Genomic DNA, 11685 nt, shown 5'->3' with positions numbered 1-11685 from the left:
GCACCGGCGCGACCGCCGGTCTTGGCCGAACGGTTTTTTTCCGACAGCGTGCTGGCCGTCGCGGCCTCGTCCGGCGCTGGCTGGGTGCCTCCCGCGGGCGCCCGCGCCGATTGCGGGCCATATTCGGCCGCCTTGGTGGAATTGGCCGGCATGCCGTCCACCATGGCGCCCACGGCGCGCGCTTTCTTCAAGGCTGGGTGCTTGCTGCCGCTGCCGGGCGCAAGCGCCGGGCCGCTATCGGAATTCAGGTAAGCGGTATCCACCGCCGCTTGCTGCGGGTGCTTCGAATGCTCAGGCTTGCGAGTTGCCATTGTCCGCTCCTATAGAAATTGGGCGCGCCAATCGGCCGTATGCCGTACCGCGGCACAAAGGCCTATTGATCCCGCGCCCGTCCGCCCAGAGTGGCCGCGAAGCTCGCCACGAAGGCGCCGATCAACAGCGAGGCAAACGCCCACAGGGCGAAGCCCGCCGCTGCCTTGCGGGCGGCATCCGCCGCCTCGCGCGCTTGCTGCTCGGCCTGCCGGACCTGTTGCTGAATTTGCTCGAGCCGCTGGCGGGCGGCGGTCTCGTCCAGGCCAGCATGCTGCGCTACGAGCCTGGCCAGATAGGCTTGGTCGTCATCGGACATCGGTTCATTCACCAGGCTGCGCGCCAGGATGCGAGACACTTCGGGGCGGACATCGGCCCGGCCCGTTGCCATGGACGGGTCATCCGGACGCAGTAGCGCATCCGTGTAGTATCCCAGCGGCCCATCGCCCGCGCCGGCCTGCCCGGCGGTCGCGGCGGCCGCACCGGTGCCCGCCAGCGTCGCGCCGGCCTTCGCGGTGCCCGAGACAACGGCGGCCACGGTGGACCCCAGCAAGGCCATCCATATCACCGCGCTCAGCGCCCACACCAGAAAGCCATGCGCCGTGTCGCGGAAATAGATTTCATCGCCGGTGGTGTGGGCCCATTTCGTGCGCAGCCGGCCGGCCACGTAGCCCGCCACGCCATAGGCGACAACCTGGCTGAACAGCAGCCAGATGATGGATCCCACGGCCAGGGTAGAACCGGAAGCGCCCTCGCCACGCCAAGGCGACACGGTCAGGAAGCCCAGTCCGGCGCCACCCGTGACCAACATGGCGGACACGGCGGCGGCGATCACCGCCCCCGCAAACACGGCGGGCCAGGAGACCGCGGATCGGGATGATTCTTCCGGCAGCACGGGGCTGCCCGGGTAACTTGTAACGGGCTGAGTCGCAGACATGTTTTTTCCTGGTTGGAAGAAGTGGCGTGCACGCGGGTACGCGCAGGCAGGATCAGGTAAGCAGGGCGATCAAGATGATGATCGGGATGGGCACGCCCAGCAGCCAGAGAAGAATCGATCGCATGAGGCCTCCTTGTTACGGATGGCCGGCGTCGCCGCGCCGGACTGTCGGGAATCTCAGCAAGAACAGTGCCTGTGCGCCTGCCCCTCTGGCGGGGCCGACACTGCCGCAACGGACGAATAACTCTTAAACTGCCACGCTCACAAGACGCTGATCAGCCCATAGAAAGAGGAGCCCCCGCATGAAACCGCTACGCCCGCTCATGGCCAGCCTGCTGGCCGCCATCACCCTGGCCGCCACGCCCCTGGCCCAGGCCCAGGACAACTGGCCGTCCAAGCCCATCACCCTGATCGTGCCCTACGCCCCGGGCGGCTTCGCCGACACCCGCGTGCGCCTGCTGGCCCGCAAGCTGGCCGATTCGCTCAAGCAGACGGTCGTGGTCGAGAACAAGGCCGGCGCGGGCGGAGTCATCGGCACCAACCTCATTGCCAAGGCGGCGCCCGACGGCTACACCATCGGCACCGGCAACCTGGCCCCCATGGCGGTCAACCCCACCCTGATGCCCGACATTCCATACCAGGCCACCAAAGACCTGGCGCCGGTCATCCTGATCGAGAACAGCCCGCTGGTGCTCAGCGTGAACAACTCGCTGCCGGTCAAGAACCTGCAGGAACTGATCGCCCTGGCCAAGAAAGACCCGGGCGGGCTGACGTTCGGTTCGTCCGGCGTGGGCGGCGCCCACCACCTGTCGGGCGAAATGTTCCGCGAACAGGCCGGCATCGACATCGTGCACGTGCCCTACAAGGGCGGCGCCCTGGCCGCCAGCGACCTGATGGGCGGCCATATCTCGATGATGTTCGAAATGGGCTATTCGGCGCTGCCGGCCATTCGCGGCAACAAGGTGCACCCCATTGCGGTGACCTCGGCCAAGCGCATCGACGTGCTGCCCGGCGTGCCCACCATGGCCGAAGCCGGCCTGCCGGGGTTCGAGTCCTACAACTGGCAGGGCATCGTGGCACCGGCCGACACGCCCGCGCCCATCATTGCCAAGCTGAACAGCGAGTTCAACCGCATTCTGCAAGACCCGGAAGTGCAGAAGGCCATCGCCGACACCGGCAGCCAGGCTGGCGGCGGCACGCCCGAGGAATTCGGGGCCTTTATTGCCAGCGAAACCAGGAAATGGGCAGAAGTCATCAAGAAAGGCAACATTACGCTGCAATAAGGTCACGTTTGGGCACATAAATAGGCCGACAATCGCACGTTACAATGGGCCGCTCCCCCGGGGCCATCCCTTTGCCGGCCGCGGCCCAACTCCCATTGCCTATGCCCGATCACACCTCCAATAGCCCGGAACTTGCCCTGTCGCTCGACGGGGTGGCGTTGGGCTATGGCGATTTCACGGTATTGCAGGACATCAACATGGTGGTCAAGCCTGGCCAAGTGGTCGCCGTCATGGGCGGATCGGGCTCGGGCAAGACCACGCTGCTGCGCGCCGCCACGGGGCAACTGACCGCGCTGCGCGGCCAGGTGCGGGCTTTCGGGGTAGATATCGGACGCGCCCGCGGTGCCGACCTGCAAGCCCTGCGCAAGCGCATGGGAGTGCTGTTCCAGCAGGGCGCGCTGTTTACCGACCTCAACGTCTTCGAAAACGTCGCCTTCCCCCTGCGCGAACATACCCGCCTGCCGGAAGCCGACATCACCGGGCGCGTGCTCGACAAGCTCGACGCGGTGGGCCTGCGCGCCGCGGCCCACCTGCGCGTGGCGGAAATATCCGGGGGCATGGCCCGGCGCGTGGCGCTGGCCCGCGCGGTGGTGCTGGAACCCGAACTCATCCTGTACGACGAACCCTTCGCCGGGCTGGACCCCATCTCCATGGGCATTACCGCGCGCCTGATCCGCGACCTGTCCGACCGGCTGCACTGCGCATCGGTGCTCATCACCCACGACATACAGGAATCTTTCGCCATCGCCGACCAGGTCTACCTGGTTGGCCAGGGCCGGCTGAAGGCCTCGGGCCCGCCGCAAACCCTGTCCGGCTCGCAAGACCCGTACGTCAGGCAGTTCCTGCGCGGCGAACCCGACGGCCCGGTGGCGTTCCATTACCCCGACACCCCGGCCTTCCAGGCCTGGCTGGCCCAACAAGAAGGACGCAAGCCATGACCGGGCCGATACAAGCACTGGGCGCCCTGGGCCACTGGGTACGTTCCCTGGTAGGCGGCGTGGGGTTCTTCACACGTTTCCTGGGCGCGCTGCTGTCGCGCAGCGGTATCGTCCTGTCGCGCCCCCGCCTGGTGTCCCAGCAGGTCCATTTCATCGGCAATTATTCGCTGCTGATCATCGTCGTATCGGGCATGTTCGTCGGCTTTGTGCTGGGATTGCAGGGGTATTACACCCTGAACCGCTATGGCTCCGAAGAAGCCCTGGGCCTGCTGGTGGCCCTGTCGCTGGTGCGCGAACTGGGGCCAGTGGTGACGGCACTGCTGTTCGCCGGCCGGGCCGGCACCTCGCTCACGGCCGAAATCGGGCTGATGAAGGCGGGCGAGCAGCTTTCCGCCATGGAAGTCATGGCGGTCGACCCCATGCGGCGGGTGCTGGTGCCGCGCTTCTGGGGCGGCATCATCGCCATGCCGGTACTGGCCGCCGTGTTTTCCATGGTGGGCATCCTGGGCGGCTGGGTCGTGGGGGTCGTGCTCATCGGCGTGGACGCCGGCGCGTTCTGGTCACAAATGCAGAATGGCGTCGATGTCTGGAACGACGTGGCCAACGGCGTCCTGAAAAGCCTGGTGTTCGGCGTTACCGTCACCCTGGTCGCACTGTACGAAGGCTGGCAGTCGCGCCCCACGCCCGAAGGGGTGGCGCGCGCCACCACCCGCACCGTGGTGGTGGGCTCGCTGGCGGTACTGGGCCTGGATTTCCTCCTTACCGCCCTGATGTTTGGCAATTGATACGGATTCATCATGTCACGTGAAAAAACCGATTTCTGGGTAGGGCTGTTTGTATTGCTGGGCTTCGCCGCGCTGGTATTCCTGGCCTTGCGCGCGGGCAATCTCGCCAGCTTTTCTTTCGCCCCCACCTATACCCTGACCGCCAATTTCGACAACATCGGCGGCCTGAAGGCCCGGGCGCCCGTCAAGAGCGCCGGCGTGGTCGTGGGCCGGGTCAGCAACATCAGCTTCGACGACAAGACCTTCCAGGCGGTCGTCACCATGAACCTGGAACAAGGCTACGACTTCCCCAAGGATTCCTCGGCATCCATCCTGACCTCCGGGTTGCTGGGCGAGCAATACGTGGGGCTGTCGGCCGGCAGCGAAGAAGACAACTTTGCCGATGGCGGCAAAATCCGCTATACCCAAAGCGCCGTCGTGCTGGAACAACTGATCAGCAAGTTCCTGTACGGCACCGCCGAAAAACAAGGCTCGACGCCAGGGAATTAATACGCTTTCCCTTCGCGCCATAGATAATTTCCCGTTTCCGGGCTGGCTGTGCGCCCGGCACGTTCCGAACCGACCCGAATTTTCCCCGGGGCCTGCCCGATCATGAAACTGCCAAATTACGCCCGCTTTGCCTCCGCCCTGGCCGTATGCGCCCTGACGGCGGGCTGCGCCGCGCCCGCCAACCCCGATCCGCGCGATCCCTGGGAAGGCTTTAACCGCGGCGTCTTCAAGTTCAACGACACGGTCGACCGGGCGCTCTTCAAGCCGGTGGCGCAGGCTTACACCTACATCACGCCCCAGCCGGTACGCAGCTGCGTGCACAATATTTTCAGCAACGTGGGCGATCTGTGGGGCGCCACCAACAGCTTCCTGCAGGGGCGCGGGCACGATTTCGTCAACACCCTGGGCCGCTTCCTGTTCAACACCACCATGGGCGTGGGCGGCTGCTTCGACGTGGCCTCGGCCAATGGCGCCCGCAAAATCCCCAACGACTTCGGCACCACGCTGGGCGTGTGGGGCTTTGGCCAGGGGCCGTACCTGGTGCTGCCCATCTGGGGCGCCAGCAGCGTGCGCGACGGCATCGGCCTGATCGGCGACTGGCAGGGCGGTACCGTCACCTATTCCAACCCGGGCGCCATCGAAAATACCCGCTGGCGCAATTCGCTGTGGGGCCTGGACATCGTCGACACCCGCGCCAGCCTGCTCGACACCACCGACATGGTCGACCGCGTGGCGCTCGACCCCTACAGCTTCATCCGCGATGCCTACCTGCAGCGCCGGGCCGCCATGGTGCGCGGCGACCGCCAGGACGATGACAGCCTGCCCGACTACAGCATCGACGACGAAGACGACGCGCCCGCCCCGGCCCAACCGGCCGCTCCCGCGCCAAAACCGTAACGGCGCCACGGCATCTTCCAAGGAGTTTTCATGCGGTTTTCTGTTCATTCTGTATTGCAGCGCCTGGTGTTCGCGGCCGCGGTCGGCCTGATGGCCGCCACCGCCGCCCAGGCCAAACCCGATCCCCAGGGCGCGCCCGACAAGTTCGTGCTGGATGCCGCCAACGAGGCGCTGAGCGCCCTGAAGGCCGACAGCCAGCTGCGGTCGGGCGACCTGGCGCGCGTCAACCAGGCGGTGGATACCTACATCCTGCCCTACGTCAATTTCCGCAAGACCACACAACTTGCCGCCGGCCGCTACTGGCGCCAGGCCACCCCCGAACAGCGCGACGCGCTGGCGAATGCCTTCCGCGGCACCCTGATCCGCACCTACAGCGGCGCCCTTACCGGGGTTACCGAGGCCACCACCATCAAGCTGCTGCCCTTTCGCGGCGACGCCAACGCCGACGACGTCGTGGTGCGCAGCCTGATCACCCAAGCCAACGGCCAGCCGGTGGGCGTGGACTACCGGCTTGAAAAAGATCCCCAGCAGGGTTGGCGCATCTACGACATGAACGTCGAGGGTATCTGGCTGATCCAGAACTACCGCAACCAGTTCGCCCAGGAAATCAACCAGTCCGGCATCGACGGCCTGATCAAGGCCCTGAACCAGCGCAACCAGTAATCCGGGCAGCGGCCCGCGCCCCAGCGGGGCGGCGGGCCGCCATTTATAATGGGCGATTCGCTCTTTTACGGGCCTACGCCGTTGCCATGTCCGCCGTCACTCTAGAACACGTCTCCAAGATCTACCCGCCGCGTCCGCTCGGCTGGAAAAAACTGCTTGGGCATACGGCGGGCCCCGGCTTCCAGGCCCTGAACGACGTCAGCCTGAACATCGAGCCCGGCGAATTCTTCGGCCTGCTGGGCCCCAACGGCGCCGGCAAGACCACCCTCATTTCCATCCTGGCCGGCCTGGCGCGGGCCAGCAGCGGCCGCGCCAGCGTTTGCGGCTACGACGTCGCCACCGACTACAAGGCTGCCCGCCGCGCCCTGGGCGTGGTGCCGCAAGAATTGGTGTACGACCCCTTTTTCACGGTGCGCGAAACCTTGCGCATCCAGTCCGGCTATTTCGGCCTGCGCAACAATGACGACTGGATCGACGAGATCCTGTTCAACCTGGGCCTGTCCGACAAGGCCAACAGCAATATGCGCGCCCTATCGGGCGGCATGAAGCGGCGCGTGCTGGTGGCCCAGGCGCTGGTGCACCGCCCGCCCGTCATCGTGCTGGACGAGCCCACCGCCGGTGTCGACGTCGACCTGCGCCGCACCCTGTGGGAATTCATCTCGCGCCTGAACAAGGCCGGCCACACCATCATGCTGACCACCCACTACCTGGAAGAGGCCGAGGCCCTGTGCGGGCGCATCGCCATGCTGAAGGGCGGCCGTATCGTGGCGTTGGACACCACCCAGGCGCTGCTGGCGCGGGTGGGCGGCGTAGACCTCGAAGACGCCTTCGTGCGCATCATGCACCACGACGACACCCCCGTGGCCGAACTCGAACCCGAAGAAATCGTCTCGTGACCCCACCGCTTACTCCCACCTCGCAGCCGCTGGTACAGCCCCGCCTGGACGCCGGGTCCGGCTTTCCCACGCTGCTGCGCAAAGAACTGCTGCGCTTCTGGAAAGTCGGCCTGCAGACCATTGCCGCGCCGGTGGTCACCACCTTGCTGTACCTGCTGGTATTCGCCCAGGTGCTGGAAGGGCGCGTCATGGTGTACGGCACCGTGCCTTACACCGCGTTCCTGATCCCCGGGCTGATGATGATGAGCATGCTGCAGAATGCCTTCGCCAACCCGTCGTCGTCGCTGATCCAAAGCCGCATCACCGGCAACCTGGTGTTCGTGCTGCTGCCGCCGCTGTCGCACCGGGAAATTTTTTCCGCCTACCTGCTGGCCGCCATCGCGCGCGGCCTGGCGGTGGGCGCCTGTGTGTGGCTGGTGGCCATCTGCTTTACCTCGATGCCGCCCGCGCATCCGGGCTGGATCGTGGTGTTCGCCATCCTGGCGTGCGGCATCATGGGCACGCTGGGCCTCATCGCCGGCCTGTGGTCGGAAAAGTTCGACCAGCTGGCGGTGTTCCAGAACTTCCTGATCATGCCGGCCACGTTCTTGTCCGGCGTGTTCTATTCCATTCACACGCTGCCGCCGTTCTGGCAGGCCGTATCGCACTGGAACCCCATCTTCTACACTATCGACGGCTTCCGCTACGGCTTTTTCTCCGTATCGGACGTCTCGCCATGGCACAGCCTGGCCGTGGTGGCCGGGGTATTCGCCGCACTGGTGATCTGCGCGCTGCGGCTGCTGGCCAGCGGCTACAAACTCAGGAACTGACGTCCATGCTACCCACCCCCGAGCAGGTCCGCCAATATATCGCCGACGGCCTGCCTTGCGACCATCTGGACGTGCAAGGCGACGGTTCGCACTTCGACGCCGTCATCGTCAGCCCGGCCTTTGAAGGCAAGCGCCTGATCGCGCGCCATCAACTGGTGTACGCCGCGCTGGGCGAACGCATGAAGGCCGAAATCCATGCCTTGTCCATGCGCACCCTCACCCCCGAAGAATACGCACAGGCGGGCCGCTGATGGACAAGCTACGCATTACCGGCGGCGCGCAACTGCGCGGCGAAGTCACCATTTCGGGGGCCAAGAACTCGGCCCTGCCCATTCTGTGCGCCGGCCTGCTCACCGCCGACCCGCTGGCCCTGGCCAACGTGCCCGACCTGAACGACACACGCACCATGCTGCGCCTGCTGGGCCGCATGGGCGTCAAGGCCGAACGCGACGCCAGCGGCCTGGTCACCGTGCAGGCCAACCAGGTCGACAATCTCGAAGCGCCGTATGAACTCGTCAAGACCATGCGCGCGTCCATTTTGGTGCTGGGCCCGCTGTTGGCGCGCTTCGGCCAGGCTCGCGTCAGCCTGCCCGGCGGCTGCACCATCGGCCAGCGCCCGGTCGACCAGCACATCAAGGGCCTGGCGGCGCTGGGCGCCGATATCCGCATCGAACACGGTTTCGTGGAAGCGCGGGCCGCGCGCCTGAAGGGCGCCTCCATCCGCACCGACATGGTCACCGTCACCGGCACCGAAAACCTGCTGATGGCGGCCGTGCTGGCCGAAGGCCAGACCATCCTGGAAAACGCCGCGCGCGAACCCGAAATCGTCGATCTGGCCGAGCTGCTCATCAAAATGGGCGCGCGCATCCGCGGCCACGGCACCCATCGCATCGTGGTCGATGGCGTGGCCAGCCTGCACGGCGCCGAGCACAGCGTCATCCCCGACCGCATCGAGGCCGGCACCTTCCTGTGCGCCGTGGGCGCGGCCGGCGGTGACATCACCTTGCGCAACGCCGACCCGGCCGCCATGGGCGCCACGCTGGACAAGGTGATCGAAGCCGGCCTTTCCATCGAGACCGGCCCCGACTGGATCCGCGGCGCCATGCAGGGCCGCCCGCGCGCCGTGGGCGTACGCACCCACGAATACCCGGGCTTCGCCACCGACATGCAGGCCCAGCTCATGGCCCTGGACACCGTGGCCGACGGCACGGCCGTCATCGTCGAGACCATTTTCGAGAACCGCTACATGCACGTGCAGGAACTGCGCCGCATGGGGGCCGACATCGACATCGACGGCCACACGGCAGTCGTGCGCGGCGTCAGGCGCCTGTCGGGCGCGGCCGTCATGGCCACCGACCTGCGCGCCTCGGCCAGCCTGGTCATCGCCGGCCTGGCCGCCGACGGCACCACCCAGGTCGACCGCATCTACCACCTGGATCGCGGCTACGACCGCATGGAAGTCAAGCTGCGCGCGCTGGGCGCCGACATCCAGCGCCTGACCGGCAAGGAATCCGCATGACCGCTCCCACCGCGCCCATCACTCTGGCGTTGTCCAAGGGCCGCATTTTCGAAGAAACCCTGCCGCTGCTGGCCGAAGCCGGCATCGAGGTCGCCGAGAACCCCGAAAGCTCGCGCAAGCTGATCCTGCCCACCAGCGATCCAGGCCTGCGCCTGATCATCGTGCGCGCTTCCGACGTGCCCACCTATGTGCAGTATGGCGCGGCCGACCTGGGCATCGCCGGCAAAGACGTCCTGATCGAACACGCCGCCCAGCAGCCCGGCGGCCTGTACCAACCCATCGACCTCGACATCGCCAAATGCCGGCTGTGCGTGGCAGTGCGCAACGGCTTCGACTACGAAGCCGCCGTGCACCAGGGCGCGCGCCTGCGCGTGGCCACCAAGTACGTGCAGTCCGCGCGCGAGCACTTCGCCGCCAAGGGGGTGTATGTCGACATCATCAAACTGTACGGCTCCATGGAACTGGCCCCGCTGGTCGGGCTGGCCGACTGCATTGTCGACCTGGTATCGTCGGGCGGCACGCTGCGCGCCAACGACCTGGTCGCCGTGGAAGACATCATGGCCATTTCGTCGCGCCTGATCGTCAACCAGGCCTCGCTGAAAACCCGCGGCGCCCGCTTGCAGCCGCTGCTCGATGCCTTCCAGCGGGCGGCCCGCCAAGGGGCCGCGCCAGCCTGAAAACCCGCCCTCGAAGCGCTGCGCACGGGCTGCGCCCGTTACACTACGTTTTTGCCTGCGGCGGCGGCACCCGCAATAACGCCGTCGCGGGTGTGTTTTCCGCTCTTCCTTGACGCCATGGCAGCCCTGATCAACCGCCTCGACTCCCGCCAGCCCGATTTCGCCGCCGCGCTGTCCAAACTGCTGGCCTTCGAGGCCGCGGAAGACGAATCCATCGACCGCGCGGCCGCCGGCATCCTGGCCGACGTGCGCCACCGCGGCGATGCCGCGCTGCTGGAATACACCCAGCGCTTCGACCGCGTTGCCGCCGACACGGCCGAAGCCCTGGAAATTCCCAAGGCCGACTGGCAGGCCGCCTTGGCGGCCTTGCCCACCGCGCAGCGCAACGCGCTGGAAACCGCGGCCGACCGCGTGCGCGCCTACCACGAGCACCAGCGCGGCGAAACCTGGACATACACCGACGCCGAAGGCAACCTGCTGGGCCAGCAGATCACCCCGCTGGACCGCGTGGGCCTGTACGTGCCGGGCGGCAAGGCCGCGTACCCCTCGTCGGTGCTGATGAACGCCATCCCGGCCAAAGTGGCCGGCGTGCCCGAGCTGGTCATGGTCACCCCCACGCCCGGCGGCGTGCGCAACCCCATCGTGCTGGCCGCCGCCGCCATTGCCGGCGTGGACCGCGCCTTCGCCATCGGCGGCGCCCAGGCCGTGGGCGCGCTGGCCTATGGCACCGCCACTGTGCCCGCCGTGGACAAGATCGTCGGCCCCGGCAATGCCTACGTGGCGGCCGCCAAACGCCGCGTGTTCGGCACCGTGGGCATCGACATGATCGCCGGCCCCAGCGAAATCCTGGTCATCTGCGACGGCAAGACGCCCGCCGACTGGATCGCCATGGACTTGTTCTCGCAAGCCGAACACGACGAACTGGCGCAGTCCATCCTGCTGTGCCCCGACCCGGCCTTCATCGACGAAGTCGAGGCCGCCATCGCCCGCCTGCTGCCCACCATGCCGCGCGCCGACATCCTGCGCGTCAGCCTGGCCAACCGCGGCGCGCTGATCCTGGTGCGCGACCTGGACGAGGCCTGCGCCATTGCCAACGACATCGCCCCCGAGCACCTGGAAATTTCCACCGAGCAGCCCGAGCACTGGACGGCCCGCATCCGCCACGCCGGCGCCATTTTCATGGGCCGGTTCAGCTCGGAATCGCTGGGCGATTACTGCGCCGGCCCCAATCACGTGCTGCCCACCTCGCGCACGGCCCGTTTCTCGTCGCCGCTGGGCGTATACGATTTCCAGAAGCGGTCCAGCCTGATTCAGGTATCGCGGCAGGGCGCCCAGACGCTGGGCCGCATTGCCGCCGAACTGGCGCTGGGTGAAGGCCTGCCCGCGCACGCCGCCAGCGCCCAGTACCGCCTGGACCAGCCATGACGGCCGACGCCGTGGCCGACCGCATCGCGGCGACGGTCCGGGCCGACATCCGCGCGCT

Annotated in this window: 13 protein-coding genes and 1 pseudogene; 12 read left to right on the top strand and 2 right to left on the bottom strand. The window is 66.9% G+C overall.

Features of this window, described 5'->3' with window-relative positions; translation table 11 throughout:
* Together LPZ50_RS14650 and LPZ50_RS14645 are read right to left on the bottom strand one after the other, a co-directional pair.
* Positions 1 to 311 (bottom strand): annotated as a pseudogene (locus LPZ50_RS14650) (catalase HPII); the annotation flags it as partial.
* Between the two features lie 62 nt (positions 312 to 373).
* A complete protein-coding gene (locus tag LPZ50_RS14645; protein ID WP_230662204.1) occupies positions 374 to 1246 on the bottom strand; it encodes a hypothetical protein in 873 nt (290 codons plus the stop codon).
* 302 nt (positions 1247 to 1548) lie between these two features.
* Between LPZ50_RS14645 and LPZ50_RS14640 the strand changes: the two genes are divergently transcribed.
* From LPZ50_RS14640 to hisD, 12 genes are all read left to right on the top strand, one after another.
* Complete coding sequence (locus LPZ50_RS14640) at positions 1549 to 2529, top strand: Bug family tripartite tricarboxylate transporter substrate binding protein (protein WP_230662203.1); 981 nt, start codon at positions 1549 to 1551, stop codon at positions 2527 to 2529.
* Positions 2530 to 2630: 101 nt separating this feature from the next.
* Positions 2631 to 3467: an ABC transporter ATP-binding protein gene (locus LPZ50_RS14635; protein ID WP_230662202.1), complete on the top strand. Its 837-nt coding sequence runs from the start codon at positions 2631 to 2633 to the stop codon at positions 3465 to 3467.
* On the top strand, positions 3464 to 4252 hold the full coding sequence (mlaE, locus tag LPZ50_RS14630; protein ID WP_230662201.1) for a lipid asymmetry maintenance ABC transporter permease subunit MlaE: 789 nt from the start codon (positions 3464 to 3466) through the stop codon (positions 4250 to 4252). Before LPZ50_RS14635 ends, mlaE begins: the two co-directional genes overlap by 4 nt.
* 12 nt (positions 4253 to 4264) lie before the next feature.
* The gene (mlaD, locus tag LPZ50_RS14625) at positions 4265 to 4741 is read left to right on the top strand and encodes an outer membrane lipid asymmetry maintenance protein MlaD (protein WP_230662200.1); all 477 of its coding nucleotides are present in this window, start codon (positions 4265 to 4267) and stop codon (positions 4739 to 4741) included.
* 102 nt (positions 4742 to 4843) lie between these two features.
* Positions 4844 to 5638: a VacJ family lipoprotein gene (locus LPZ50_RS14620; RefSeq protein WP_230662199.1), complete on the top strand. Its 795-nt coding sequence runs from the start codon at positions 4844 to 4846 to the stop codon at positions 5636 to 5638.
* 30 nt (positions 5639 to 5668) lie between these two features.
* The gene (locus LPZ50_RS14615) at positions 5669 to 6301 is read left to right on the top strand and encodes an MlaC/ttg2D family ABC transporter substrate-binding protein (RefSeq protein ID WP_230662198.1); all 633 of its coding nucleotides are present in this window, start codon (positions 5669 to 5671) and stop codon (positions 6299 to 6301) included.
* A gap of 86 nt (positions 6302 to 6387) precedes the next feature.
* The gene (locus LPZ50_RS14610) at positions 6388 to 7197 is read left to right on the top strand and encodes an ABC transporter ATP-binding protein (RefSeq protein WP_230662197.1); all 810 of its coding nucleotides are present in this window, start codon (positions 6388 to 6390) and stop codon (positions 7195 to 7197) included.
* Positions 7194 to 8006 (top strand): ABC transporter permease, encoded by an 813-nt coding sequence (locus LPZ50_RS14605; protein ID WP_230662196.1) that lies wholly within the window; start codon positions 7194 to 7196, stop codon positions 8004 to 8006. The genes LPZ50_RS14610 and LPZ50_RS14605 overlap by 4 nt, the downstream gene beginning before the upstream one ends.
* 5 nt (positions 8007 to 8011) lie before the next feature.
* Positions 8012 to 8257, top strand: coding sequence for a BolA family protein (locus tag LPZ50_RS14600; RefSeq protein ID WP_230662195.1), 246 nt, complete (start codon positions 8012 to 8014; stop codon positions 8255 to 8257).
* Positions 8257 to 9525, top strand: coding sequence for a UDP-N-acetylglucosamine 1-carboxyvinyltransferase (gene murA / locus LPZ50_RS14595; RefSeq protein WP_230662194.1), 1269 nt, complete (start codon positions 8257 to 8259; stop codon positions 9523 to 9525). The genes LPZ50_RS14600 and murA overlap by 1 nt, the downstream gene beginning before the upstream one ends.
* Positions 9522 to 10202 carry an ATP phosphoribosyltransferase gene (hisG, locus tag LPZ50_RS14590; protein ID WP_230662193.1) on the top strand — a complete coding sequence of 227 codons (681 nt, stop codon included), beginning with the start codon at positions 9522 to 9524 and terminating at the stop codon, positions 10200 to 10202. The genes murA and hisG overlap by 4 nt, the downstream gene beginning before the upstream one ends.
* A gap of 117 nt (positions 10203 to 10319) precedes the next feature.
* A complete protein-coding gene (hisD, locus tag LPZ50_RS14585; protein WP_230662192.1) occupies positions 10320 to 11627 on the top strand; it encodes a histidinol dehydrogenase in 1308 nt (435 codons plus the stop codon).
* Positions 11628 to 11685 lie beyond the last annotated feature (58 nt).

This window comes from Bordetella petrii (assembly GCF_020991325.1).
GTDB lineage: Bacteria > Pseudomonadota > Gammaproteobacteria > Burkholderiales > Burkholderiaceae_B > Bordetella_A > Bordetella_A petrii_E.
The sequence above is the reverse complement of the archived record's forward strand: the minus strand, read 5'-3'. Positions and strand labels throughout refer to the sequence as shown.